The sequence below is a fragment of the Paenibacillus azoreducens genome, assembly GCF_021654775.1.
Classification (GTDB): domain Bacteria; phylum Bacillota; class Bacilli; order Paenibacillales; family Paenibacillaceae; genus Paenibacillus_AQ; species Paenibacillus_AQ azoreducens.
Window position 1 is genome coordinate 5,407,761 of sequence record NZ_AP025343.1, and the last position, 25,678, is coordinate 5,433,438.

Below are 25,678 nucleotides of genomic sequence, written 5' to 3' on the forward strand. Positions count from 1 at the left end.
AAATGGCTTTCGAGAATATGATAGCAAGATATCGATAGATATGGCCGGATTAACTTCTCCCCCTATCCATCCGTCCTCCTAATTACTGCCACCTTCTCCTGGATCAATTGTCGGATCTGTTCCGAACTTTCAAGCTCAAGAGCTTTGTCTGCCAATTCCTTCATTTGCCCGTAATTTAATTGCCTGATCAGTTGACGGGCCGGCAAAATGGATGAGGCGCCCATGCTTATTTCATCCAACCCAAGGCCCATGAGAATCGGCACCGCCATTTTGTCCGCAGCCATTTCTCCGCACATGCCGACCCATTTGCCCTTCCTATGCGCAGCATCGATCACCATTCGGATCAGACGGAGAACAGCCGGATGAAACGGCTGGTACAAATATGAAATTCTCTCGTTCATCCGGTCGCATGCCATCGTGTATTGAATCAGATCATTGGTTCCGATCGAGAAGAAGTCGGCTTCCTTCGCAAGTGCATCCGCTGCCAAGGCCGCCGCCGGAATTTCTATCATAATGCCTACCTCGATATCCGGATGAAAAGCTATATTTTCCCGGCTCAATTCTTCTTTGGCTTCCGCCAAAATTTGATTGGCCTGACGAAATTCTTCAAGCGCGGCAATCATAGGGTACATGATTTTAACCAAACCGTAGCGGCTTGCACGCAATATGGCCCGCAGCTGCGTTTTGAACATTTCTTGCCGGTCCAAGCATAGGCGGATTGCACGATAACCGAGAAACGGATTCTGTTCTTTCGGCAGTTGAAGATACGGAAGCTCCTTATCGCCTCCGATATCCAGCGTACGGATAATTACCGGCTTCCCGTCCATGCCTTCCGCCACCTTGCGATAAGCTTGAAATTGTTCCTCTTCATCAGGCATGCTCTCGCGATTCATGTAAAGAAATTCGGAACGGAACAATCCGATTCCTTCCGCACCGTTTCGTATCGCTCCTTCCAAATCATCAGGAGTACCGATATTCGCCGCCAGTTCAACCCGCCTTCCATCGGCCATGATCGTCGGTTCATTGATGAGCTTCGTCAGCCCCTCTTGCTTGTCACGATAAATGTCCCGCTTCTCCTCATAGTACGCCAATTGTTCAGGCGACGGATTTACGATCACCTTCCCGTCCATCCCGTCGATGATCACCATCGTTTGACCGTTAATCCGCCCGGTTATGTTTTGTAAGCCGACCACGGCGGGAATCCCCATCGAACGGGCCATGATTGCCGAATGGGAGGTCCGTCCCCCGATATCCGCGGCAATGCCGACGACATATTTGACGTCCAGCCCCGCCGTGTCCGACGGCGTCAAATCATGCGCAATGACAATAACGGGTTCCTCTAACGGCGAATCAACCTGCCCGGAAGCCCCCAGCAAATGCCCCATTACGCGCCTGCTGACATCCTGAATATCGATGGAACGTTCTCTCATATATGCATTTTTCATGGATCGGAACAGCTGTATAAGTTCCTTCGTCACTTGATCCAATGCAAACTCGGCGTTCACGGACTCTTCCGCTATCTTTTCTTCTATCGAACGAAGCCACTCCGGATCTTGTAGCACAAACAGATGTCCTTCAAAAATTCCCGCCTGGTCTTCTCCGAATTCCTCCAGCGCGTTGTGAAAGATTTGCTCCAGCTCAGCCCTGGATTGCTGAATTGCCTCGCGCAAACGCATCATCTCTTGTTCTGCCGATATATCCTGCTTCCTTGTCACCTCGAATGTTTTTTCTTGCATGACATAAGCTTTAGCAATCGCTATTCCGGGAGAAGCGGCTATTCCCTGCACTTCATTGGCCTGCATAAACTATCCCTCTCGTCCCGTCAAAAGATTTTCCAAAGAAGCAATCGCTTCCTGCTCGTCCGCTCCGTCCGCAATCAAGGTGACTTCCTCTCCCGTGTCAATCGCCAAAGACATGATCCCCAGGATGCTTTTCCCGTTTATTCTGTTATCGTCTTTATGAATAAAGATCTCGCACTCATAATCCGCTGCTATTTTGACGAACTGTTTGGCCGGACGAATATGAACGCCCTGTTCAAGACCTACCACGATCTTTTTTTCTACCATGGGCCCATCGCACTCCTATCTCTCATGTTATCTATTGCCGAGCAGTTCCTTTGTTTTGCGGGCAATATGCTCCTTGGTCAAGCCGTAATATTCTTTTAGATAGTCGGTCGTTCCGACCCTGCCAAACTGCTCATCAATGCCGATTCGCTTCAAGCGCGTCGGCGCATGTTCCGCCAATACCTCGGCTACAGCCGAACCGAGCCCATTGATGCAATTATGATTCTCAATCGTAACGATCGCCCCGGTTCTTGCGGCATACTTGATAATTAAATCCCGATCGATCGGCTTGATGGTAAACATGTCAATGACAGCCGCTCCGATTCCTTCTTTCGCCAGAATATCGGCAGTTTGCAGCGCCTCAGCTACCATGATACCGCTTGCGATGAGAGTAACGTCATTTCCTTCGCGCAGCACTTTGCCTTTGCCGATCTCGAAATCGGTGTGTTCGTCATAGATTTTGACCGCTTTTTTACGTATGGTGCGAATATAATGAATGCCATAGATTTGCTCCACCTGCCTCAGCATGCTGGCCAGCATGGCTGCATCCGACACTTCGATCACTGTGGCGCCCGGAATGATGCGGACCAGGCCTATGTCTTCAAACGGCATATGCGTTCCGCCATTGTGCTCCGACGTGACCCCCGCATCCGAACCTAGAATTTTAATATTCAGCTTCGCATAAGCGCCGGAAATGAACAGCTGGTCGAACGCTCTTCGGGTCGCAAAAGAAGCAAAGGTATGCAGGTAGGGAATTTTGCCCGTCAACGATAACCCTGCGGCCACGCCCACCATATTTGCTTCCATAATACCACAATTGACAAACTGGTCCGGGCAAGCCGCTTTAAACTTATTCGTGGAAATGGCGCTCATCAAATCCGCTTCCAATGCGATAACCTCGCTATTTTTTTGCGCGATTTCAATCAGCGTCCCCGCATACGCTTCCCTCATTTCGATTTGGTCGAGTTCGTAGGTCATGCTTGCGCCTGTTCTCATATGATTCCCTCCCGCAGCGTAAGTTCCAGCTCATGGATCGCAGCATCGATCGCTTGTTGATCTTCTTTAGAAGGCCGGATATGATGATTGTCTGTTTTTTCCTCCAGGTAGCGTACGCCCTGCCCCTTGACCGAATCAAGAATGATCGCGACCGGCTTTTCCATCTGCTGCTTTCCTTCTTCGATCGCCGAGAGAATTTCCTGCACAGACGCTCCATTTACTTTCAGCGCATAGAAACCGAATGCATTAAATTTTTCCTGAAAATCGATCGGATCGCATATATCCTTCGTAAATCCGTCCAATTGCTTCTTGTTATCATCGATAAAAACGACCAGACGGTGCAGCTTATGATGGGCGGCAAACTGAACCGCTTCCCAGCACTGCCCTTCATTCAATTCCCCGTCGCCGACGAGCGTGTACGTATAGTTGCCCCGCTTGCTCAACTTGTGGGATAAAGCAACTCCGACCGCCGCGGAAATCCCCTGTCCAAGCGAACCTGTCGTCATATCGACGCCCTTGGTCAAATTCCGGTCAGGGTGACTCGGCAAAGTAGTGTTGTTGTCATTAAGGGTATATAATATCTCTGGCGAAAAATAACCCTTAAGCGCAAGCGCAGCATATAATGCCGGCCCCCCATGACCTTTCGACAGGATAAAATAATCTCTTTCCGGCCAATCCGGGTTCGCAGGATCAATCTTTAATACCTCGCCGTACAAAACCGCGATCGCTTCGACGATGGACAAGCTTCCGCCGTAATGCCCGAATCCCCGGTGATTCAGCATCTTCAACACTTTTAACCGGATTTCCCCTGCAAATTTCTCCAGATAATTTCGTCTCTCTCCCATAAATAGGTCTCCTCCACTCCTTGTGATCTCAGGATTTCTCACCTAATCCTCAACTACATATTTTCAGTTGTCTCTACTGATTTTTTTCTTGAGAAAAGCTTGACGATAATTGGAATGAGCACAAAGATAACCACCGCAACCGAAATTCCGATCGAGCCAAACTTATTCGCGATATTCCCCAAAATGATTCCGGATACGGCAAAATCGGCATCGGAGAACGTCGTGTTCGCAAATCCCAGATCTCCAAGCACAGGCATTAAGAATACCGGCAGGAACGTAATGATCAGACCGTTAACAAAAGAACCGATCGTTGCCCCCCGAACGCCGCCGTTGGCATTGCCGAACACTCCGGCCGTCGCTCCCGTAAAAAAGTGCGGAACTACGCCTGGCAAAATGATGACCGAGCTTGTTAGAGCCAAAACGCCCATCCCTACGATGCCGCCAAGAAAGCTGCAGAAAAATCCGATGATCACGGCGTTCGGAGCATACGGATATACAACCGGGCAATCTAATGCAGGTCTTGCGTTAGGAACAATTTTCGTAGAAATCCCTTTAAACGCAGGCAGGATCTCGGCAAGCACCAGACGAACGCCCGACAGGATAATGAATACGCCCGCCGCAAAGGTTATCGCCTGTATGACCGCATATACGAGGAAATTAAGGCCATCGCTCAAGTTCGTTTCTACGTAATGTTGACCCGACAATATCGCTACCAAGATATACAAGACGCTCATCGTCAAAGAGATCGTTACGGAACTGTCGCGCAAAAATCCCAGGCCTTTCGGAAAATTAATGTCTTCCGTTGATTTGGAGCCTTTGCCGACAAGCTTTGCCGTCCATGCCGACAAAACGTAACCCACTGTGCTGAAATGAGCGAACGCAACTTTATCGTCCCCTGTAATCTTGCGCATCGTCGGCTGCGCGAGTGCCGGAAAAACCGTCATGATGAGACCGAGCGCCAATGAGCCGACTGCAATGAGCAGAAACCCCTGCAGCTTGGCAACCACCAAAATAACGCCGATCATGCAAGCCATATAAAGCGTGTGGTGACCCGTCAAGAAAATGTATTTCAAATGGGTAAAGCGAGCGATCAAAATATTAACGATCATCCCGAAAAACATAATCAATGCCGTAGCTTCGCCATAATTGGTTAGCGCCATCGCTACTATGGCCTCGTTATTAGGAACGACACCGCTTACATTAAAAGCCGCCTCAAACATTTTTCCAAAGGGTTCAAGCGCCCCGACCAGAATTCCGGCGCCTGCGCCGATCACGATAAAACCAAGAAAGGATTTGGTCGTGCCTTTGATGATTTCGCTGACGGGCTTCTTCTGAACGATGAGTCCGATGAATGCGATCAATGCGATCAAAACAGCGGGCTTGCTTAAAACATCCATGATAAACTTTAAAAGTTGTTGGCTCATGTTTTTGTCCCCCTATCGTTTTTCTAAAGAACACCTTTCTCCGCAAGCGCCGCCATAATTTTGGTTTTCAGTTCATTTTTATCGAGAATATTGTTTAATACAACGACATCGCCCAGATGCCCTGCGCCTTCGGCTATATCGCGTCCGGCCACAAAAATATCCGCCATGTCCCTTGATGCCGAACCCAAGTCGGCATGCTCCACTTCCACTCCGGATACATTCATTTCTTTCAGCATTTCGATGATATTCATCTCGAGCATAAAGCTGCTTCCCAGACCCGAACCGCAAACCGCCATAATTTTCATCGTTTGTTCTCTCCTTTTAATGGGTTGAATATTGATTTACCAGCTGCAATACCGGCGCCACCGAATCCGCTTCCAAAATGGCATCCACATTATGTTCTCCAGTGAGCAGCCGAGTCAGCTGGGCAACTGCCTTTAAATGCGCCTGTTTATCCACGGCAGCGAGAACGATAATTAAATTGGCGTCATGGCTGCCGTCTTCGGAAAAGGAAACCCCTTCCCGCAAACATAGGAGACTCATCCCCATTTGGAACACGCCTTGATCCGGCCTTGCATGGGGAATGGCAATCCTTGGCGCGATCACGACATATGGGCCGAGCTCCAGCACATTGTCGATCATCGCCGTCACATAATCCCCGCTTACGTAACCCTTTTGCAATAATGGTTCAGCGGCTATTCGTATGGCCTCCTTCCAATCCCGCACGCGGGTTTCGAACTGAATCATTTCTGGGGTAATCAATTCGTTTAGCATAGGTTTTCTGTACTCCTTTATATTTTGTCGCTCGGTTTGAAAGTGCTGGGCGAGATCCTGGGTCAAGGCTTCCTCATTAAAGATGTCCGCATGCCGTTTAATCACATCCATTAGCGTTTTCACCGCATGTCCAGGCCTTCTCGCCTTCGTTTCCATGAGACTATTCACCTGATTGAGGAGCGCTTCTTTTTCCGCATCCGTAAGAATCGGACTGACAATAAAGACGCTGTGGTCCTTTTTCTCGATTGGAGCCGTTGACACGACAAAGTCCACATCATAATCGCCGGAATGATATTCCCGCAATGACACAACCGCGACGATATCCACTGCTGAAAGCAAATTTTCCAATTGCACCTGCAATATGCGAGAAGTAGAAATCCCGTTTCCGCATACGATCAAGGCTTTTTTGCGCGTTATGGGCTTGGAGCCTTCTCTTCTCATCCATCCGCCGAAATGCATCGCGATGTAAGCAATCTCCTTTTCGCTTATGCTTCTGCCAATGAAGTTTTCAAAATGATGAACGACTTTTTTCGTGATTTCAAAAATCTCGCTGTACTTTTCTTTGACGCTATCGGTTAAAGGATTTTCGACTTCGATGCCGTATTTAATGCGGTAATATGCCGGTTTTAAGTGAATGAGCATCTTTTCTTCGATTAATGGGCGTTCTTGAAAAAAAACGCAGGCAAATCGTTGAAAATCATCAACCATTCTTTGAATGATCCCTTTTAAATGCTGAACATCCGTATCGCTTTCCGGTCCATGGCTCATATAATTGACTTTGGAACCCAAGAGATTCATGGCAATGTAACACACTTCATCTTCCGGGAACGGCATGTGGAACATTTCTTCCAGTTCTTTGCTGATATTCATAGCTGCCTTATATTCAGCCGTTGACTTCAAAACGTCTTTTTCGTCTTGATCGATGACGATGTGCTCCCCCTGCAGCAGCCGTTTGCTGAAAATAATAAAACGCAAGGCCAGGCTGTGCAGCATTTCATCCGTCATTTGAATCCCAAGTTCTTGTTCGCATTTATCAATGATCTGATAGATCATCGATAAATGTTCTTCCACAAAAGCGAGCGTCGGCTTTTCATAAACATTGCCGCCTTGATCCGGCCTTCCGTTTAGCAGCAATTGAATCTCTGAGACAAGATGACTCCAACTATCCTTGGATAAAATTTGCGATAAATAGTGGATAAGCGCTTTCCGCTTGTCATTCTCGCTCCCTTCAATCAAGTACCCCTCTTTACGATGAAATGAGACGATAAGACTGAAATTCTGCAATTCTTCCTTCAACTTATTTAGCTCGGTATTGGTCGTTCCGCGGCTTACGCCGATTTTCTCCATGAGATCTTTTAAAAATACGGTATTTGTGCTTGTGATGAGATGGATGGCCAGCAGCGCCTTCCGTTCCTTCTCAGAGTAGTAATACTGCCATGTATCCAGCATCTTGATCATCGCCGGAATCTTTTGTTTCGTTTCATCCGGTATATACAAACCTAAAGACCGAACATGCTCAACAGGATTTAATTGATGGTCCTCAAGCCAGTAATTGATTTTTTCGAGATCATAGTACACGGTCCGCCTCGATATATGGAGCTTTTCCGTGATTCTCTCGATTGGCGTATACGTTTCCGAATTCATCAGTTGGGTCAGAATGCGCGTGCTGCGTTCATCCAAAGACATCTCTATCCCCCCTTTAAGTTGATGAAGAATACGAAATGTGAAATACATTTTGTGCAAAAATTATACCCTGATGTGTTATCGATTTCTTTTGCTTGCATCTAATTTACACCGTAATCGCCGGCAATGTAAGGGGTTTCAGCGTTCAAAGTATGTACGTAGATTCGTGCAAATTTTGGAACATTCGTAAAAGCTTTAGATTCGGGTGTGATAACATGCAAAAAAGAGCAGGCCGCGAGCTAACGCGGGCCTGCCCCTTTTGTAATTGATGCGCCTCACGGCGCTGCATTTCCATTGGCGATGCCGCCACAGCCGATAATTCGCAGCGTTCGCAAGCTTTTGCAAATACTGGACCTGATCGACTCCGCCTCTCATCGCCCAATATGTGTCCAACTCCACTTTGACGATCACCGCCATATCTTCCGGAACCCGGAGTCCCGCCTTATGAATCGCATTAATGCAGCCGATGCCCATATTATCGCTCATGCAGAAAATACCCGATGGCGGCTCAGGCAGCATGCCTGAACAAGAGCAGCGAGAAGAATGATGGCGGCCGGTATCCGGGGTTGCCTTCGCGGTTACGTGCTTGGAACTCTGCTATTCGCGAAACATCGATGTTGATATAACCCGTCACATGAATACGTCACGCTAATTCCGGATGCCTATATCGTTAAGCAATACAGTGCCTTTTTCCGTCAGGTTAAATTCAAAAACGATTGCCGCCAATTGCTCCGGTTCGAATTTGGGATTAACCCGCTGAAATTCGCCCAGGCGGAATCCGTAGCTCTGGAACGCGGGTTCCTTTGTCGGCATGGCGGACGAGAACGGGGCTTTTAATATTTTCCCCTCGATCATCGGCAAAAGCGGTGCGACGCTGCTCAGCGGAAGACTAGCTTCGTTGCCTTTCTTGTCTGCAACCTTGACCGTCAGATCAATCCGGGCAGCCAGCTCCTGTTCTTTCCGTGAATCCTCCGCGTCAGCCAATGAAAATACGATGGAGCTGTTTGCTTCCGCTTTGATTCCTTGTGGCGGGAGGGTAACAGTATATGAAGGGCTTCCCTGTTTCTTCGTCCGGTCCCAGCCAAGACGAACCGCGCTGATATCAGCTAAAGCATGCTTTTGCTTGATTTTCTCCTCTTTCCATTCCAGAAGACGCTGACCCTTCAGCTTCCCGCCCGGAATCGTTGTGCTCTCCGGATCAGTATCATCGTCAAAGGAACTGATCAAAGTCGTTTGCGAATCGAGGTAATTCGTCACGTATATCGTTTCCGGAAGCCATTTCCGGGCATAGCCGATATCCTGAAATATCCGCTGGTATTCGTTTTTCTTTTTTAACGTCGCATCAAGGAATGAAGAGATCAGGACTTTGGCCGCCTGCTGCTGCTCAGCTTCGGACATCAGCTGTTTTGTGTTGTACACTTTATTTCCAGGTCCAACCGTATCTTTTCGCCCCCATACGCTGTTAAACTGGCCGTGATTGGCCCCGTAAATATAGACCGCTGCTTTAAATCGGTCATCCCCCTGAGTAAAATCGATCCGCTGATACTGGTTGGAAGCCGCAAAGGAATCGACGTCCATATCATGCGCACCGTGTACAGCCAAATAATTCATGTCCCGAAGCTCGATCGGCTGTCCGGCAGGTTTGTATTGCTGGTCCGTCCCTCCGATCGCAATCAGGGAACCAATATTGAAATGATAGTCGAACTTGATATTGCCGTCCTCTGGATAAGCATTCAGGCGATTATACGCCGCGGCGATGGCTATCGCCTCCGCTCCCCGGGAATGGCCGATTAATGCGATATTGTTCATATCGACTTTGCCTCTGAACGGTCCCCCCGCCTGCTTGCTCCATGCCTCCCATGTTTTCAAATGCTCCAGCATCAGCAATCCTCTGGCGGGATTCTCGTTCTTCAGCACATTTAATATGAGCAAATCATCGAACGGGGACGTGTTCAGAAAGTTTTCATCGATGGATACAAAAATATATCCGCGGCTTGCGAGCAATCTGCCAAGATATTCATATCCCGGATCGGAATATTCAGTCATCAGATGATTCCCGTGAACGGCAATCACAAGCGGAAAAGGCCCCTCGCCATCGGGATACCAGACCAGCCCGTTTAATGGCATTGCATCCGGCCCAAAACCCAATGTTGATGTTCTTGTCGCCGACCAATTTTCCACAAAAGCCGAGCCGTCAACCGTTTTCGTGACCAATGATCCGCTTTGATTAAAGGAGGATCGGTAGTTGCCGGGACTGCCGTACACTAACGTCTTCACCTTGAATTTTCCCTCTGCAGCAGGATCCTGAAGTCCGGCCCGAAACTTTTCCGCAGGAGCAAGCTCTTGTAAATTGACTGCGGACGCGTTAAACCCACTATCGCTTGCCAGCCAGAAACCGCCTGCGCTCAAGCCTGTGACGGTAGCTGCCGCTGTGACCATCGCCGTAACCTTTTTCGCTTTCGATACATCTTTGTATCCCCCTTTCGCCCATTTGTAGATAAGGCAACCAAGAATAGAAAATAAAAGGATGATGACTCCAATCACCATTCCTGCAACCTGAGGCGGTACGATAAAACAGAATAACAAACAAAGCGCAGAACCTGCACACAACCCCATATAGCGGCTGGGGACCTTTTTCAGAAAATGGGCCGCCAACGCCACGATACCGCATATCAACACTCCTGCCGCGATATACAGCACGGCTCCTACCATCATATCCACTGCGCCATGGGAGCCGAGCATGTAGTAGGCTTGCACGATGCATAAGCATACCGTAACCGCAGCCAACCCGATCGAAGCCCCTTTCCATCCGGCAGACATCGGCTTAACGAAACTTTTGATTTTTTTCCGTATCTTCTCCATCCTATCCCTCTTTTGCATATATGTTTTTTTGCCGGCAATGATCGGTATGTTATGGCCAACCGAATAGCTATATCTTACTAAGCCACTCTTTCTCCAGGCTTTGGCTAACCTTACAATAACCTTACAGCCGATTCGTTAAGAAGGACTTCTCAAGATCAAGGCGAATAATCCCTAACATCAGGCTGACAGGAGGGAAATTTGTGCATAAAACTGTTTTGATCGCCGATGACGAGCCGGATATAGTCAATCTGCTCAAACTCTATTTGGAAACGGAAGGTTTATCCGTCCGGGAAGCGTGGGATGGCAAGGCGGCGATGGAGATTTTGCGGAGCGAACATATCGATCTGGCTATCGTGGACATTATGATGCCGGAACTGAATGGATACCAATTAATCAAGATAGTCCGGAAAGAGTTAAAACTGCCGATCATCATTATTTCCGCCAAAAATCAGGATGCGGATAAAATTGTCGGACTCGGGCTAGGGGCCGATGATTTTATTACAAAACCGTTCAGTCCGCTGGAGGTCGTAGCACGCGTGCAAGCCCAACTGCGGCGAACATATGAATTCAATGATCATCCGGCTGCCGAAGAAACCCCGTTTACGCGCGTCGGCGCTTTTGAGCTTGATCATCATTCCTGCGTTCTCTACAAGCGAGGCGAACAAGTCGCGCTGAGCGCAAATGAATACAAACTGTTAAGGCTGCTGATGGATTCACCGGGCCGCATTTTTACGAAAAAGCAAATTTTCGAGCATGTATGGTCCGAGCCGTATATCGCCGACGACAACACCGTTATGGTGCAAATCAGCAGACTGCGGGAAAAAATCGAGGACCAGCCGAGAAATCCGGTTTATCTCAAAACGATCCGGGGACTCGGTTACCGGTTTGCAAAAGAGGAAGAATGCCGTGACTCATCGCAATAAGCTGTTTAATCTGCTGATCAAAAATTATGTTTTTTTCTCATTTACGTTGGGATTGATCATGTTCGGACTGCTTGGCTGGCTCGCTTACCAGCTGGACCGGGACATCAACAGCCCAAGGCTGGAAAATCTGACCGCAAGCGAGATTGTCCGGGCGGACTTTCAAGAGATTTCCTCAGAGGCTATTCAGGCGTTGGGCGGTTGGGTGGAAATCCTGAATGAAGAGTTGAAGGTCGTGTATGTCCAAGGCAAAAAACTTGACCGGATGACAGCCTATACGGAGAAGGATCTAAACGCCCTCTTATCCGACCTAAAGGATAAACCGTATATGGCCTCATTCGCTCCTTTTACGACGGATGACGGAAGAACGTTCCATGCCCTTGTCAAAATTCCCGCTCAATATATCGGGGCCAAATATGAACTTAAGGATTTGAATAATGGACAAAATGAGATGTTTATCAAAATCATGCTGCAAACGCTGGTTATATTCATCATTCTGTTCACCCTCAACGTTTATTTGTACAGCCGTTGGACAGCCGCCAAAATCACCAACCCGCTCGGCGCCGTGGCGGAAGCCATCAAAAACGTGGCAAACGGCCGCTACCATAAAAGGCTAAACATTAAAGCAAACCATGAAATCGCGCAAATTCAGGATCATTTTAATGTGATGGCAGACAGGCTGCAGAAGACGGAACAGGAGAAAAAAAGACTCGAGGCCAATAAACAGCGCATGCTGGTCGATATTTCGCATGATCTGAAAACGCCGATCACCACGATTCACGGTTATGTGGAGGCTTTGCAGCTGGGGCTGATTCATGACGAGGAAAAGAGACAGAAAACGCTGGACCTGATTCAGGATAAAACCAAGCTGGTAACGTCATTGATCGAAGATGTATTCGAGCTCTCCAAGCTGGAGCTTGCGGATTATCCAATGGTCACCGAAGTGTCGGACATTGCGGAATCTTTGCGCGAAATCGCCGCCGAATGGTACGGCCCCTTTGAGGATAAGGAGATTATTTTCGAATATTCCATTCCCGAGCATGTAATAAACATGCCTTTCAACATGAAATTGATATACCGGGCGATATCCAATCTGCTGTCCAATGCATTGAAATACAATCCGGCAGGTACCCGCGTATCCCTTGAATTGCTGGAGACAAGCGATGAGATCGAAATCATCGTCGCCGATAACGGCATCGGCATCGCGGAAGATTTGCAGGATAAAATTTTCGATGCCTTCGTCCGCGGAGACCAATCCAGAAGAAGCGATGGAGGAAGCGGGCTTGGCCTGACGATTGCCAAACATATTATTGAGAAGCACCGGGGACGGATCTGCCTGGACGCCGGACAAGACAGTACCCCCAGCCGCAGCGGCACGATGTTCCGAATCACGCTTCCCAAAAAATGAACATCGTCATGATCTCAGAGCAAAAATCATTTTAATTGTGAAATATTTCACTATAAATGAGTTGGCGGTATATTAAAATGAAATGGACCTAAAGAAGCTAAAGATGCAGACTGGGGAGGCGACCGTTGTTTGAAGTTGGAAGAATAAAGGTGACGCATGGCCTTCTTTCACTTCTCATTTACCGCTGCTCTCTCCTTTTTTCATTGGGCTCTTTATGTTCATCACAACATAGATATAGCAAATTGGAGGGGTTAAAAAGTGAAAAGGAAAGCAGCAGCAATGCTCATTCTCGTACTCTCCGTCATGCTCGTGATTGCGGGATGCGGCAGCGGGAACCAAAAGCAAGATCAAAGTCAGGACAATACGAAAAAAGAAGAGGCCAAAACCGAAGCCGTTTCGGGAGCGTCTCAAACCAGCTATACTCCGCTTGATCAATTGAAAGATAAATATGATATCGTCATTGTCGGCGCAGGCGGTGCCGGCATGTCTGCCGCGCTTGAAGCCAAGGAAAAAGGCATGAACCCGGTTATTTTTGAAAAAATGCCGGTTGCCGGCGGAAATACAACCAAGGCATCCTCGGGGATGAATGCTTCGCAAACCAAATTCCAAAAGGAACAGGGCATTCAAGACAGCAATGATTTATTTTATGAAGAGACCTTAAAAGGCGGTCATGGCACAAACGACAAAGATATGCTTCGTTTCTTCGTTGACAATTCGGCCAGTGCGATCGATTGGCTCGATTCCATCGGAATCCGTTTGAACAATATCACCATTACGGGCGGCATGAACGAAAAACGCACACATCGTCCTGAAGACGGCTCCGCCATAGGGCAATATCTTGTCAACGGATTGCTGAAAAATCTACAAGAAAAAGAAATCCCGCTGTTCGTCAATGCCGATGTGACGGAGATTACGGAGCAAGACGGCAAAGCAAACGGCGTCAAAGTTACGTTCAACGAAAACGAAGAGAAAAACATTGCGGCGGATGCCGTCGTTGTGACAACCGGCGGTTTCGGCTCCAATATGGACATGATTTCTGAAGTTAGACCTGATTTGAAAGGTTACGTCACTACCAACCAAGCAGGCAGCACCGGCGATGGCATCAAGATGATTGAAAAGCTCGGCGGCGTAATGGTGGATATGGATCAAATCCAAGTTCACCCAACGGTACAGCAAGAGAAATCCTATCTCATTGGCGAAGCTGTCCGCGGAGAAGGAGCGATCCTCGTTTCCAATGACGGCAAACGTTTCACAAACGAACTGGATACTCGCGACCATGTCACTGCGGCAATCAATAAACTCTCTGCAAAATCGGCTTTCCTCGTCTTTGATTCCGGCGTAAAATCCCGCGTCAAGGCGATCCAGCAGTATGAAAAAATGGGTTTTGTCATTCAAGGAGATTCAATCGAAGCTTTGGCCAAAGAAATGAACGTTCCGGCAGATCAGCTCAAAACCACGCTCGATGCATGGAACAATGCGGTGAAAAATAAAAAGGATGCCGAATTCGGCAGAACGACCGGGATGGACAACGACTTGTCCAGCGGACCGTTTTATGCAATCAAAATCGCTCCGGGGATCCACTACACCATGGGTGGCGTAAAAATCAACACGAACACGGAAGTTTTGAATAAAGACGGCAAACCGATTCCGGGCTTGTTTGCGGCAGGCGAAGTTGTAGGCGGCTTGCATGGCCAAAACCGGATCGGCGGCAACTCCGTTGCGGAGATCATTATTTTCGGCCGTCAGGCCGGCATCAAATCGGCTGAATTTGTTAAAGCGCAGCAGTAAGGTCTATCGCCGTACTCTCAAAGCAGACAGACCGCGTTTAGCAAATGTTTTTCTTTTCATTCAAAAGAACACAAACGCTTGGGCTCCGCCAGAGTCCAAGCGTTTGTTCGTTTTAATGATCCTTATCATCCATTCTCTTCTCCAAAAAAGCAACGATAGTCCCGGCGCTCGATAGGTTATCCAGTGTTAAATCCTCATCGCCAAAGCTGATTTCAAACGCCTGCTCCAACTGAACGACCAGCGCTACAGCAGTGACGGAATCAAGTATGCCGTGCTGCCCGAGCAGACATGTTTCCATTGACACCTCTTTGGTTCCCAATAAAGCTTGCACGATTTGGACAACCTTGTACTCCAATTCCCGGCGATCCCTTCTTTCAATCATTTAAAGACAACTCCTTTTCCATGTCCAACCCAATCCATTCAGGCCCTGTATAACTATAGGGGAACGGCAGCGCATAGATCGATTCCTCCTGCCCCTGTAAGCGGCACCTAAAACCTAACAGCTGCAGCAGCAATAAAGCAGGGCGATTCCGTTTTTGTGATCGATAGCGGCACACTGCTTCGGTCAGCAGCGGCCACTCTTGCTGTATCCGGGATAGAACCGCTCCCAAAAAAGCAGTACCCATCCCCCGCCCCTCCATACGGCAGGAAATACAAAAAAGCTCGATTTCCGCAGCGGAATCATGAACATGTATCATCGCCATCGCTACAGTTCCATGATCGCCAAAGCGGTCCTTCATTTGTCCGATATAAATGCATCTCCGTTCCGAACCCAAATAGGATTGGATGACAGCAGGCGTGGGAGCCTGAACGAGATTATTGAATTGAGTCGTACGGGATGCCAACTCGGCCATGCGCGGTAAATCCCCATCCCTCGCGCCTCGTACGGATAATCTCATCTTGCATGAATGCAGAAACTCCTCTCTCGTACCGCTAAACCGCTGCTCGGCAGTGTTCCGCGCCTGTCGCAACATCATTTGTTGGCGGCGCCTGGATGTTTCCTCCGAGAGAGTAGTCTGAAATTCGGGGAGCTCGGGAAGTCCCGCCGCGGCATTGGCTTCGTATATATAAATGTCCGGCAGGTACGTGCCGACTTCGTACCGTTCATACGGATTGTCATCGATAAATGCGAGTGAATCGATGCCGATGTTCATTTCTTGAGCGATTTTACGAATGCTGGTTGCTTTTGACCCCCATCCGAATTGCGGATATAGGAAAAAGTGATCAATCCCAAGCTCAACCAGTTTTTGAAATGCCCGATCAGGGTCGTTGCGACTGGCAATACTCTGCAAAACCCCCCGCTGATCAAGTGTGTGCAATACATCCTGGACGCCCGGACGCAGCACAACATGCCCATCCTCAGACAATGTTCCCTGCCATAACGTATCGTCAAGATCCCATACCAAGCATTTAATCATGGTTCCTCCCCGCCTGCGATGCCGCATCCGCTATATTCCATCGTCAGATGAGTTGGCATAAAGCCATATTTTTTATACAGGGTTCGCATCGGCAGATTATGAATATGGACATGTCCTACGATTCTTTGGGCACCTGTTTGCTTTGCGAATGAAATTCCAGCTTCAAACAGCTCGTCAACGCCTGCAGTACCGCGATAAGGCTCGCTAACGTAAAAACTCCTGAACTGCATATAAGCCTCATGTGTAACCGAATTCACCCTGAGACTCATCCACATCCATCCCGCGGCGCAGCCGTCTATGTCCAATACCAGCATTCCGGACCGTTCGCGAATCATAGCCTTCTCCAGCTTGCGCAAGTGAAAAGCCAAGTCCGTAATGGCTTCTTCGCCAAAAGAGATCTCAGAAATCTCCCGTTCCCATTTCGCTACCTCGGCCAAATCACGTTTTTCAATCTGCCGTATGATCACCCTTGTCATTCCTTTCTTGTGATACCCGTTTTTTGGCTACCATCTCAAACGTATCATGGCCGCAGCCCGTGCATCCTTCATTCTTAAGCTGCTCGATGGTCGCAAACTCTCCATTGATGCCGACATACACATCTTTTGAGCACTGCTTACAGCGGTAGGTGCGCAGTGTTTGTTTCACTTCGCCTGTGTACAAGGCGTCCGTGAATTTCTCTGAATATTCCGGTTTCGTCTGATCCGTTGTCCGCAGAATGAACATCTGGCTCCGGTTGGCGATCATTTCCGCGCCATCGTAGGCGTTGAATTGCGGGAAATTAGCGCTGACCGTCAGCCCCATGCGGACAAACTCCCGCTGCATGGCAAGCATGAACGCCGGCGATTTATGGGCAAAAGACAGAAAAATCGGCACTCCCTTCTCCCTCTTCAATGCCTGTATGCCGCGCGATACGAACAGACTCATCCCCTGAAGCGTATAGGGAGGATCCGTAAAGAAACAATCATATTGCCCGTGCAGATTATCGGGCAGCGGCTCCCTTAAGTCCAACCGACGGCACCCAATCGGCATTCCATGCTCCTTCGCAATCGTTTCAATACAGCTCAAAAACCGTTCGTCAATATCCACAACATCCACATGCGTAACGGTATGCCCGCAATCCGGGAACAACCGCTGCAACAGCAGACCAATAGAGACACTCACGAGATCATCATCGCCAACACATAAAATCTTCTTTCCAATCAACGCATGCTGCTTCAAACAAAGGATAGCCCGGCGCAGGCTTGTTTCCGGCGTACATTTGGACTGGTCGATCTGAACATCCACGGACGGCCGCAACGAAAAAAGTTCCTCCAAGATTGCCAGCACATCTTTGAGGCTCTCGATCCATTTCGTCTCATCAAGCAAATCGTGATAAAGGGAATGATCCAGTCCATGGTACCCCCATTCCCGCTCGATCCACGCGAGTCCGTCAGCCGTGCAGCGCACGCCGCGATCCTGCACAAGCGCCCCCGATTTAATTAATTCCCGTTTGATTGCCGCAGCCACAGGCGTCGGCAGCAGCGTTTTACGTGCCAGCTCTTTCGTGGAAATACCCGGTTTCAGGTAGCATTCAAGGAGCACCTGCTCTATGACCTGTGTTCCTTCTTGCAGCTTGGTATGCTGACTTGCTTGTTCAATGTACGTTTTCACCTAATCCCTCCTAGAAAAATTCATCCAATTTATGATCCCTTTCGTCCCGTCTGCAACGACGATACCATCCAACTTCGACATGTCATCACCCCCGCTATGAAAATAGAAAAAGGGCAGGAATGAACATACGTCATCCCTGCCCTTTTTGGACACTGCCTAGATAAACACCGTAAAAAAACAAAAAAATCCGAGCTGAAGACAGCACGGATTGTGGGTGCATAACAATAAGCAGCACTAAGGCTTGATTATGATCCGCTGTTCTTAACTAATTCCGAAGCCTTCACATGCCCATGACAAAACGAACCATGCTATTTCAAGCAATTGGTCCTGTGGACTGCTGAAAACTTCAAATATGGAATTTAATTAGTTAAGAACGACCCCGGACATCAACATCTCTCCTTAGTAAAATTGTCATCATTTTACTACATGGTATGGATATAGTCAAATCGGTTGCATTCCGAATCCCTCCTCAACATTTGCTGCTCTCTTAATAATATTAAATCCCGAAAGCAAACCTTACCTTTTGCTCTCGGGATTTATCACAGACGTTGATTGACCAGAAGTCTTGCAGCGCTCTGAAAATCGGCGAAGTTATAAGTAGCCCGATCCAAATATGCGGACATAAGCGCTCCATTGAACAGCATAACCAATTGGGAGGCAAGCGTTTCAGGATCGCGAATCCCGGCCCGCTCGGCGATTTGCGATATGTTGCGTTGGGTTTCCCTATGGTATTTAATCACCATCTCATGGCTAGGGTGGTCAGAATCAGGAAACTCTACTGCCGCATTCAAAAAGGGGCATCCGCGATGACCGGGCATTTCCACTCGGGCGCCAAGGCTTTCGATTAGATCATATAGTTGTTCGACCGGGTTTTCGGGATGTCTTTTACCCGCGTCATCGAATGGTTTCATCAGAACATGGTAGTATTGTTCCAAATAAGCTACGACGAGATCGTCTTTTGTCTCGAAATTTCGATAGAAACTTGCTTTCGCCACGCCGGATTCTTCAATGATCCGATCGATCCCGACAGCCCGCACCCCCTCCCGGTAAAATAAATCGGATGCCGTTCGCAATATTCGTTCTTTTGCCGTTTCTTTTTTCTCCATGGTAATCACCTCGATCTAATCCTCTCTTTTTTTGTTGACACGAGACAGATCTGTCTGTATGATTATGCTGTGAATGATACAGACCTGTCTCATCCAATACTATGAAAAAGCTCGTCTTCTGTCAAGAATATTCGTTTAGTTTGGATACCTCTGAGCTGACAGATTAATTTTCGAGTAAAAAAGGAGTCTTACACATGTCCAGCTTACCCAAATCCATTCCGCTTGATCGGCATGAGTCCGATCCGGAAACTCGTTCGAGGCCTTGGTTGGTGCTCGCCATCATGGTGTTGTCCCTCTTTATGACGACGACAAGCATTAATTTTATGAACGTTGCCGTACCATCTCTTCAACGTAGCCTGCATGCCAGCTTTGCCGATGTCCAATTTGTCATGACCGGTTACACGCTTGCTTATGCCGTTATCCTAATTATCGGAGGGCGACTCGGGGATCGGTTCGGCAGAAAAAAAGTATTGTGGATCGGGGTAGCCGGTTTTACGCTAACCTCTCTATTATGCGGTCTTAGCTCCGAAGTCAACCTGCTCATTCTGTTACGGATCTTTCAAGGTCTTTGCGCTGCCCTTATTACCCCGCAAGTTCTGTCGCTGATCCAGGTCAATTTCCCTCCTGCCAAGCGGGGTACGGTGTTCGGCTTGTACGGTGCGACAATCGGACTTTCAGCTTCAACGGGGCAAGCGATTGGCGGACTGTTTTTGCATTGGAACCCGTGGGGGCTGGAATGGAGGATGTTATTCTTCTTCGGTTTCCTGATCGGCACCGTCATCCTACTGATGATCTCCCCCATACGAGAGTCAAAGGAGTCCCATTCTTTCAAGCTGGACTGGATTGGAGCGCTCATCGTTGCCGCCGGATTGTTCATGCTCGTTTATCCGCTCGTTGAAGGCATGAAAGAGGGATGGCCCCTTCCAATCAATATTTGCCTGATCTTATCGCTTCCCGTTCTTGTGGTTTTTGTCTGGTATGAGCAAAGATTGGCTCTCCGCGGCGGAATCCCGCTCATGAACGTGTCCCTGTTTCGACAAGGTGTATTTACGGTAGGTATGTTGATTGTCTTGCTTCTTTATTGCGGCCAAGCGGCCTTCCTATTAGTTTGCACTTACTTTTTTCAGATCGGGCTCAGCTATACAGCTTTGCATTCGGGATTACTGCTTCTGCCTACCGGAATTGGCATCTTTCTCGCCTCGTTATTATCCTCCAGAGGTGTCGCCAAATTTGGCATCCATGTCCTCACCTTTGGCCAGGTTGTTTCGGTAATCGGTTATTTGGCACTCGTCTACTCCGTGCAAAAGACGGGAACCTCCATTGCCGGATATGAATGGATTCCTGCTTTCGCCTTGATCGGACTTGGCCAAGGTTTCGTAGCCGCTCCACTCACGAATGCGATACTTGCTAAAATCCGCAAGAACGACATTGGTTCTGCTTCCGGTATCGTATCGACGGGAACGCAAATCGGCTTAGCGCTTGGAATCGCCTTGATCGGCATCGTCTTGTTGAGCGCAATGGGTCAGCACGCGGATCGTATCAACGAGCAGATTGCGCCGCAGTTGCGCGGGCAACTGCTGGATGCCCATATCGCTTCCGAGCAAGCGGATACTATCGTGACACAATTCAAATCTTGTTATACGGAATACGCTCACTCCAACGATCCGACAAACGTTCCGGCTGCATGTCAATTGAAATCCGCTGCTCCTGAGGTGAAACGCTTGTTCGCCGAAAGCATTTCAATCGCGAACAAGCAAAATTATACCGATTCCTTTATTTTCTGCCTTTATGCCATTGCCGCTTTCTCGGCTGTCGTTGTCCCGCTCCTGTTCGTTTTGTCCCGGAAAAGAAATGGGAGTTCATAACAAGTTGATAAAAGGAGGTGGTTACCAAATTTAGATGTGAAAGTGTTGCCCCATATGCCTTGGCCATAGCATGGAATCGATTTATACAGAATCTGGAGGATAAGTAAGAGATGGAGAAAAAAGTTCTGACGGTACAAGGCAAGCGCGTCGCATATATCGATGTCGGGAGCCTTCGGCGCCTCCGGTCCTTCTTTTGCACGGATTTCCCGAGACATCGCTGATGGGCAGTACTGCCGACTCCATTCGTTTCAGGGCATCCCATCAGTAAATCTTCCAAAAGCATGTGCTTATTTTTGTAGTAATGATATACGGTTCCGTAGCCGATGCCTTGACCGAAACAGCCCTGATCATGTCTTGCATGGCGGGGGCTGTTTGCTTACATAGAAAACTGGATTTAATTTAATTATTTTGATTTTTTACTCCCCATTCACATAACTCTTCCAAAACGGGTAATAGTGTTTCCGCTTTATCTGTGAGACTGTACTCGACTTTAGGGGGAACTTGAGGATACTCTTTTCGTTCCACCATACCATCTTCCTCCAATTCCTTGAGCTGTGAACTTAATGTTTTATAAGTAATAGCCCCTATCTGTCTTTTCAGCTCATTAAAGCGAACCGGTTGGTTTTCTGCGAGGAGGTAAATAATAACCATTTTCCATTTACCACCGATAACTGATAATGTATAGCCAAAAGGTGTATCTTTAATATTTTTAACTTTACCTTTATATTCAGCCATACTCATATTTACACTATCCTTTCTGGTAGTACCTATCAATAAAGTGCGTACTATATTTATATATGCTTTCATTCTATACTAACCTTACTTTAAGTAAAGGAGAGAAAGAAATGACTAATGTCAAAACCTACAATCACGATCTTTGGGATCACGGAATAACCCAGGGATACTCCGTAAACGGAACTATCTATATTTCAGGACAATTTTCCCACGACACAGAGGGCACGTTCGTTGGCGAAGGCGATATCGAGGAACAGACCCGGCAAACGCTCGAAAATCTTGATCGCGTGCTGGCGGGATTTGATGTCACGAGGTCAAACCTGGCTTATGTGGAGATCTATTTGACAAACCCTCAAGAACATTCCGAGCCGGTCATCCGGCTGTTCAAGGAATATGTAGGACAACACCGACCAGCCGGCAGTCTCATCGGCGTGACATATCTTGCGTTTCCTGAGCAATTGATTGAAATTAGCGCCGTCGCACATGCGGACTAACTCGGCTACCGTGGTCGGCGCTGCAGAGGCGGTCGGGCTTCGGATAGGCGCGACCGCTATTGGCGCAAAACAGAAGGATTTCGCCAAGTTAATATAAGATAGCTTCCATCTTATCGCTAGATGGGGACTTTATTACGCTTACATTCATCAGCGGGACTCTTATATTTATTCAACTACTTGCGTGGGTATTTGCATTTACCAAGGTCAAACGTTACCATATCTACACATTTCATCAGCTTTCCGTCATTCTGCGATAATCCCAGACGCTGGTTTTCTGTTATGTAAGTTCCAGTAATATTCGGTCGCCAACACAATTACATTTTCATTCGAAGTACGATAGCGTAATAGACCGCCTTTTTATCAAAGGCGGTTGTTTTTCTTATTGCTAAAAAGGAGACTCCAGTTGTTCGACCTGAACAGATTGCGGACGGCGATAAAGTTACCGGAGCGATTCAAACATACTCCGGGTCGTTCTGGATTCTGTGCTCGATCTCAAGCCTCAAACGCTTGGTTTGGACTGTATCGATCTGAGCTTGTACGTCCAAACGTTCGCGCTTACACCAAAGCTTCTTTTTTTATTATGCAATATGTCCCTCTATTTCTGCTCTCAATTGTTCAAACCACTCTAAGTTAACCAAGTGATGGGAACGGGAATTTTCGTTCATTCGGCGGTAGTAATCGATTGTGCCGGGAAGTTCTTGTGTGTTGGACAGGTATTCATCAAGGAGGGCGATTCGGGTTTTAGTCTGGTCGATTTGAGATTGGATCAGTTTCAGCAATTTGTTTTTGTCGAATTCATCAGCAAAGAGCAGCGCCCCATAAAATTGCAGGTTCACATATTCCGATTTGGTGCCGTATTTGACCATTAATTTTTCGAATTCAGCCATTCCCGATCCGGTGATTTTAAAGTTCCGAGTTTCGCGCCCGCTGGTTGAAGAATTCTGCTGAATCTGTTCAATCCAACCTTTTTCTTCAAGTTGCTGCAGATTGTAATAAAACGAGCCTTTTGTGAAATTTACAATGTATTTGTAATGGCGTTTTTCCATTAAGGCCAGCAGTTCATAGCCGTGAGCGCCGGGGTTTTGGATGAGCAAGCCAAGGATGAGTAAGGGAATCAAGGCTGCATCACCTTCGCCATCAGCGCCTCGAATTCTGCGTACGTGATTTTATCCGAAGCCAAATCCATGCTATGAAGGTAAATCTGTTCTGTTTTCGAATAGTCGCGCTTCACTTTCAGCGACTGCTCCTCCCCAGGGATGGGTTCCATGACATGACACTTTTTCGAAAAAGCCTCGAAATAGCGGTAGCCGAATTTGCGTTGCGAAACAGCGTCTAAATGAATGCCATCAGGATTCGCGGTCAAATCTGCCGCTATTACAAAATAACAATTCCCCTGTTCATTAGCGAAACGCTGTAACTGTTCATTGACCTGTCGATACTCTGTCGCATGCTGTCCAAAACCGGTCATACCAAGAAAATCACCAAGTCCGCCAATGATCAACGGCACCTCATCAAGATTTAATTCGTTTCTTAGGGTCTCGATGATAAGGGTTAATTTCTCGTAATAAGTTTCATGCAGCGAACGATAACTGTCGCTCTCCCCCTGGTGCCAAAGGATTCCGCAGATTTGACTGGACCGCAGGGCGAAGCGGGCTTCGGACAAAGCATGCTGAAAAAGGATACCTTCCGGATGCCAGTCATCCAAGGAACTACCACCTTCCGCACAAGGAATCAAACCAATTTCTTCTTCGGGATTGGCTTTCGACCAGGCATCGGCAAAAGACGCCGCCAGGCTTACACCGGAAACCGGACGGTCGTAATTAATCGGCTCTGTCATCATCTGCCACTGTCCATTGCGCAGCATTTTTATTTTTTCATTATAGATAGGTTCGACTTCATGCAAAAATCCACGGCCCGCCATATTAGACTGACCCAACATTAAAAATGACTTTATCATTTAGTCTTTACTCCTTTATATCACTTTTATAGTCTAATTAGACTATAAAATATTATATAGTCTGATTAGATTATGGTCAAATGAATTAAATTAAGCCATTAGTAGTCAAAAAAGGCCTGGAAAAGTGCATGTTCTAGGCTGTTTTTTTATACTTGCTATAAACCATATACTCTGGAGGGAAAAGGACTTATATGCGGCAGACTTCCTTAGTTTGTCGTAAAAGTAGAGCAACGAAAACCTGATTTGTAATGAATTGTTTATTGTTTTGTGATCTTTTTACAACTTGGTTTGAGATACTCGTTTGTTATGATTCTTCTTGCGGACACGGACGGCAAATATCGCGAGTAAGGGCTCGTTCTACGCAAAAACGGATGAAGGAGGATGACATAGACTTGGAACACGGCAGTTTCTCGTTTTTTCCATTCGGCGCTCTATTTTGTCTCACGCTTTTTTCTTTTGTAGCAGTTCGAATCTATGCGATTCGTCATCGCTACAGAGATTCCAATCTAAAAGACCGTGACATCGCATTGATTCTAAAAGGGCGGATGGCTAGGGGTGAAATCGACGACAAGGAATCAAAATAACAGGCAAGCGTGCTTCCTAACCCAGGAATGCGAATTGGCAATAAAAGTGAAACCGCGGGGGTTTTGGATCGCATGAAGAAAATGAGGTCGCCGACTCAACTCCGCAAGAAGTAGTGTGCTGGTTTTATTAAGAACTCCAAAAAAACCGTCTAAGGCGAACGTATTTCATTCCGTTTTATGTCTTGGGCTAAACGAAAGGATAGGTATACGGATGAAAAAAATATTGGGATTACTTATGTCTTTTGTACTGGTTCTAAGTCTAGCTGCCTCTGCAGCAAGTGCGAAAACAAAAGAGAATAATGATACATTCAAAGACAAAAGTATGCATGTTCAAATCGTATTATTTGATGGTTTCGATCTGCTGGACGCATTGGCGCCATATGAAGTGTTCGCCGCCGCGGGAATGTACACAAAAGGAGCAGTTACTGTAGAATTGGTTTCTGCGGAAGGCAAGCGTTCTGTCCCGAGCGGTCTGAACGGGCCTTCTCTCGAAGCGCAAGCAGCATTAGACCCCAAGCGACCGGGAATTATTTTGGTGCCTGGAGCTTCGGGCAAGCCGGCGGGAAATTCGGAAGATGCCATTCCGAATATATTAAGGCAGGCCATGAAGACAAGCTTACCGGAGATGTTGAAACAAGCTTTTAACAATAAGGAAGTTACTGTGGCTACAGTATGTGGAGGCACATTGCTGCCTGCAATGAAAGGTTTGTTAAAAGATAGACATGCGGTTACCAATCATATAGGCATGGCTGCGCTAGGAGCTCTCGGTGCAATCCCGATTGAGGCAAGAGTCGTCGAAGATGGCCCTCGCTTCGTGAGCGGGGGAGGCGTAACTTCGGGACTTGACGTGGCCTTGTATTTGGTCGATCGTGAATTAGGACCCCAAGTCGCGAATGCCGTAGAAAAATTATTTGAGTACGAGAAAAGGGGCACTGTGTGGAAAGCGGAAGGCATTGCGCCCATCGATTTTAACACGAGTCCAAAAGCGTCCGAAGAAAAATAGCCAGCTGCTATTTCAATGAGTACTCCCGAAAAGTGAAAGACCGATCCGATAAAACAACAGCGGCGGACTAGGATGCGAAAGACCTAGCCTGGCCGCTGTTGTA

At 47.6% G+C, this 25,678-nt stretch carries 24 protein-coding genes and 1 pseudogene; 7 read left to right on the forward strand and 18 right to left on the reverse strand.

Going from position 1 to position 25,678, the window contains the following annotated elements; all coding sequences use genetic code 11:
• Positions 1–62: 62 nt before the first annotated feature.
• From ptsP to L6442_RS24065, 9 genes are all read right to left on the reverse strand, one after another.
• On the reverse strand, positions 63–1,802 hold the full coding sequence (ptsP, locus tag L6442_RS24025; RefSeq protein ID WP_212979612.1) for a phosphoenolpyruvate--protein phosphotransferase: 1,740 nt from the start codon (positions 1,800–1,802) through the stop codon (positions 63–65).
• A 3-nt stretch (positions 1,803–1,805) separates the two neighbouring features.
• Positions 1,806–2,066, reverse strand: a complete 261-nt coding sequence (locus tag L6442_RS24030; RefSeq protein ID WP_194231657.1) for an HPr family phosphocarrier protein — start codon at positions 2,064–2,066, stop codon at positions 1,806–1,808.
• A gap of 27 nt (positions 2,067–2,093) precedes the next feature.
• On the reverse strand, positions 2,094–3,059 hold the full coding sequence (locus L6442_RS24035; RefSeq protein ID WP_212979613.1) for a transketolase family protein: 966 nt from the start codon (positions 3,057–3,059) through the stop codon (positions 2,094–2,096).
• Positions 3,056–3,904, reverse strand: a complete 849-nt coding sequence (locus tag L6442_RS24040; protein WP_212979614.1) for a transketolase — start codon at positions 3,902–3,904, stop codon at positions 3,056–3,058. Before L6442_RS24040 ends, L6442_RS24035 begins: the two co-directional genes overlap by 4 nt.
• Before the next feature lie 53 nt (positions 3,905–3,957).
• Entirely contained in the window at positions 3,958–5,328 is a 1,371-nt protein-coding gene (locus tag L6442_RS24045; protein ID WP_212979615.1) for a PTS ascorbate transporter subunit IIC, read from the reverse strand.
• A gap of 23 nt (positions 5,329–5,351) precedes the next feature.
• Positions 5,352–5,633 carry a PTS sugar transporter subunit IIB gene (locus tag L6442_RS24050; RefSeq protein ID WP_194231661.1) on the reverse strand — a complete coding sequence of 94 codons (282 nt, stop codon included), beginning with the start codon at positions 5,631–5,633 and terminating at the stop codon, positions 5,352–5,354.
• A 16-nt stretch (positions 5,634–5,649) separates the two neighbouring features.
• On the reverse strand, positions 5,650–7,788 hold the full coding sequence (locus L6442_RS24055; RefSeq protein WP_212979616.1) for a BglG family transcription antiterminator: 2,139 nt from the start codon (positions 7,786–7,788) through the stop codon (positions 5,650–5,652).
• Positions 7,789–7,980: 192 nt separating this feature from the next.
• Positions 7,981–8,304, reverse strand: a complete 324-nt coding sequence (locus L6442_RS24060; RefSeq protein WP_212979617.1) for a substrate-binding domain-containing protein — start codon at positions 8,302–8,304, stop codon at positions 7,981–7,983.
• Between the two features lie 129 nt (positions 8,305–8,433).
• Entirely contained in the window at positions 8,434–10,647 is a 2,214-nt protein-coding gene (locus L6442_RS24065) for an alpha/beta hydrolase (RefSeq protein WP_237100063.1), read from the reverse strand.
• Positions 10,648–10,847: 200 nt separating this feature from the next.
• Between L6442_RS24065 and L6442_RS24070 the strand changes: the two genes are divergently transcribed.
• The 3 genes from L6442_RS24070 to L6442_RS24080 all read left to right on the forward strand — a co-directional run bounded on the left by L6442_RS24070 (position 10,848) and on the right by L6442_RS24080 (position 14,763).
• Positions 10,848–11,570, forward strand: a complete 723-nt coding sequence (locus L6442_RS24070) for a response regulator transcription factor (protein ID WP_212979619.1) — start codon at positions 10,848–10,850, stop codon at positions 11,568–11,570.
• Entirely contained in the window at positions 11,554–12,975 is a 1,422-nt protein-coding gene (locus tag L6442_RS24075) for a sensor histidine kinase (RefSeq protein WP_212979620.1), read from the forward strand. The genes L6442_RS24070 and L6442_RS24075 overlap by 17 nt, the downstream gene beginning before the upstream one ends.
• A gap of 258 nt (positions 12,976–13,233) precedes the next feature.
• Entirely contained in the window at positions 13,234–14,763 is a 1,530-nt protein-coding gene (locus L6442_RS24080; protein ID WP_212979621.1) for a flavocytochrome c, read from the forward strand.
• A 112-nt stretch (positions 14,764–14,875) separates the two neighbouring features.
• On the opposite strand, the gene L6442_RS24085 is transcribed toward L6442_RS24080, so the two are convergent.
• The 5 genes from L6442_RS24085 to L6442_RS24105 all read right to left on the reverse strand — a co-directional run bounded on the left by L6442_RS24085 (position 14,876) and on the right by L6442_RS24105 (position 18,937).
• Complete coding sequence (locus L6442_RS24085) at positions 14,876–15,145, reverse strand: acyl carrier protein (RefSeq protein WP_212979622.1); 270 nt, start codon at positions 15,143–15,145, stop codon at positions 14,876–14,878.
• Positions 15,138–16,181 carry an HAD-IIIC family phosphatase gene (locus L6442_RS24090; protein WP_212979623.1) on the reverse strand — a complete coding sequence of 348 codons (1,044 nt, stop codon included), beginning with the start codon at positions 16,179–16,181 and terminating at the stop codon, positions 15,138–15,140. Before L6442_RS24090 ends, L6442_RS24085 begins: the two co-directional genes overlap by 8 nt.
• Complete coding sequence (locus L6442_RS24095; protein WP_212979624.1) at positions 16,178–16,648, reverse strand: GNAT family N-acetyltransferase; 471 nt, start codon at positions 16,646–16,648, stop codon at positions 16,178–16,180. Before L6442_RS24095 ends, L6442_RS24090 begins: the two co-directional genes overlap by 4 nt.
• Positions 16,629–17,831 carry a bis-aminopropyl spermidine synthase family protein gene (locus L6442_RS24100; RefSeq protein WP_212979625.1) on the reverse strand — a complete coding sequence of 401 codons (1,203 nt, stop codon included), beginning with the start codon at positions 17,829–17,831 and terminating at the stop codon, positions 16,629–16,631. Before L6442_RS24100 ends, L6442_RS24095 begins: the two co-directional genes overlap by 20 nt.
• Before the next feature lie 539 nt (positions 17,832–18,370).
• Positions 18,371–18,937, reverse strand: a complete 567-nt coding sequence (locus tag L6442_RS24105; RefSeq protein WP_212979626.1) for a TetR/AcrR family transcriptional regulator — start codon at positions 18,935–18,937, stop codon at positions 18,371–18,373.
• Between the two features lie 194 nt (positions 18,938–19,131).
• On the opposite strand from L6442_RS24105, the gene L6442_RS24110 reads away from it, so the two are divergent.
• Positions 19,132–20,802: an MFS transporter gene (locus L6442_RS24110; protein WP_212979627.1), complete on the forward strand. Its 1,671-nt coding sequence runs from the start codon at positions 19,132–19,134 to the stop codon at positions 20,800–20,802.
• 243 nt (positions 20,803–21,045) lie between these two features.
• On the opposite strand, the pseudogene L6442_RS24115 reads toward L6442_RS24110, so the two are convergent.
• A pseudogene (locus L6442_RS24115) lies at positions 21,046–21,130 on the reverse strand (TetR/AcrR family transcriptional regulator); the annotation flags it as partial.
• A 71-nt stretch (positions 21,131–21,201) separates the two neighbouring features.
• Entirely contained in the window at positions 21,202–21,543 is a 342-nt protein-coding gene (locus L6442_RS24120; protein ID WP_212979628.1) for a winged helix-turn-helix transcriptional regulator, read from the reverse strand.
• 104 nt (positions 21,544–21,647) lie between these two features.
• On the opposite strand from L6442_RS24120, the gene L6442_RS24125 reads away from it, so the two are divergent.
• Entirely contained in the window at positions 21,648–22,031 is a 384-nt protein-coding gene (locus L6442_RS24125) for a RidA family protein (RefSeq protein WP_212979629.1), read from the forward strand.
• 578 nt (positions 22,032–22,609) lie between these two features.
• Here the strand turns inward: L6442_RS24125 and L6442_RS24130 are convergent.
• Both L6442_RS24130 and L6442_RS24135 read right to left on the reverse strand, forming a co-directional pair.
• A complete protein-coding gene (locus tag L6442_RS24130; protein WP_212979630.1) occupies positions 22,610–23,149 on the reverse strand; it encodes a PadR family transcriptional regulator in 540 nt (179 codons plus the stop codon).
• Entirely contained in the window at positions 23,146–23,988 is an 843-nt protein-coding gene (locus L6442_RS24135) for a sialate O-acetylesterase (RefSeq protein ID WP_212979631.1), read from the reverse strand. The genes L6442_RS24130 and L6442_RS24135 overlap by 4 nt, the downstream gene beginning before the upstream one ends.
• A 392-nt stretch (positions 23,989–24,380) precedes the next feature.
• On the opposite strand from L6442_RS24135, the gene L6442_RS24140 reads away from it, so the two are divergent.
• Both L6442_RS24140 and L6442_RS24145 read left to right on the forward strand, forming a co-directional pair.
• Positions 24,381–24,572, forward strand: a complete 192-nt coding sequence (locus L6442_RS24140; RefSeq protein WP_228101076.1) for an SHOCT domain-containing protein — start codon at positions 24,381–24,383, stop codon at positions 24,570–24,572.
• 211 nt (positions 24,573–24,783) lie between these two features.
• Complete coding sequence (locus tag L6442_RS24145; RefSeq protein WP_212979632.1) at positions 24,784–25,575, forward strand: DJ-1/PfpI family protein; 792 nt, start codon at positions 24,784–24,786, stop codon at positions 25,573–25,575.
• Positions 25,576–25,678 lie beyond the last annotated feature (103 nt).

Excerpts from the sequence above, each read along its gene's own strand:
- L6442_RS24105 (WP_212979626.1), bottom strand. The coding sequence starts at position 18,937 with ATGGAGAAAAAAGAAACGGCAAAAGAACGAATATTGCGAACGGCATCC.
- L6442_RS24065 (WP_237100063.1), bottom strand. The coding sequence starts at position 10,647 with ATGGAGAAGATACGGAAAAAAATCAAAAGTTTCGTTAAGCCGATGTCT.
- L6442_RS24125 (WP_212979629.1), top strand. The coding sequence starts at position 21,648 with ATGACTAATGTCAAAACCTACAATCACGATCTTTGGGATCACGGAATA.
- L6442_RS24110 (WP_212979627.1), top strand. The coding sequence starts at position 19,132 with ATGTCCAGCTTACCCAAATCCATTCCGCTTGATCGGCATGAGTCCGAT.
- L6442_RS24090 (WP_212979623.1), bottom strand. The coding sequence starts at position 16,181 with ATGATTAAATGCTTGGTATGGGATCTTGACGATACGTTATGGCAGGGA.
- L6442_RS24045 (WP_212979615.1), bottom strand. The coding sequence starts at position 5,328 with ATGAGCCAACAACTTTTAAAGTTTATCATGGATGTTTTAAGCAAGCCC.
- L6442_RS24145 (WP_212979632.1), top strand. The coding sequence starts at position 24,784 with ATGAAAAAAATATTGGGATTACTTATGTCTTTTGTACTGGTTCTAAGT.
- L6442_RS24030 (WP_194231657.1), bottom strand. The coding sequence starts at position 2,066 with ATGGTAGAAAAAAAGATCGTGGTAGGTCTTGAACAGGGCGTTCATATT.
- L6442_RS24120 (WP_212979628.1), bottom strand. The coding sequence starts at position 21,543 with ATGAGTATGGCTGAATATAAAGGTAAAGTTAAAAATATTAAAGATACA.
- L6442_RS24135 (WP_212979631.1), bottom strand. The coding sequence starts at position 23,988 with ATGATAAAGTCATTTTTAATGTTGGGTCAGTCTAATATGGCGGGCCGT.
- L6442_RS24040 (WP_212979614.1), bottom strand. The coding sequence starts at position 3,904 with ATGGGAGAGAGACGAAATTATCTGGAGAAATTTGCAGGGGAAATCCGG.
- L6442_RS24035 (WP_212979613.1), bottom strand. The coding sequence starts at position 3,059 with ATGAGAACAGGCGCAAGCATGACCTACGAACTCGACCAAATCGAAATG.
- L6442_RS24085 (WP_212979622.1), bottom strand. The coding sequence starts at position 15,145 with ATGATTGAAAGAAGGGATCGCCGGGAATTGGAGTACAAGGTTGTCCAA.
- L6442_RS24060 (WP_212979617.1), bottom strand. The coding sequence starts at position 8,304 with ATGCTGCCTGAGCCGCCATCGGGTATTTTCTGCATGAGCGATAATATG.
- L6442_RS24055 (WP_212979616.1), bottom strand. The coding sequence starts at position 7,788 with ATGTCTTTGGATGAACGCAGCACGCGCATTCTGACCCAACTGATGAAT.
- ptsP (WP_212979612.1), bottom strand. The coding sequence starts at position 1,802 with ATGCAGGCCAATGAAGTGCAGGGAATAGCCGCTTCTCCCGGAATAGCG.
- L6442_RS24050 (WP_194231661.1), bottom strand. The coding sequence starts at position 5,633 with ATGAAAATTATGGCGGTTTGCGGTTCGGGTCTGGGAAGCAGCTTTATG.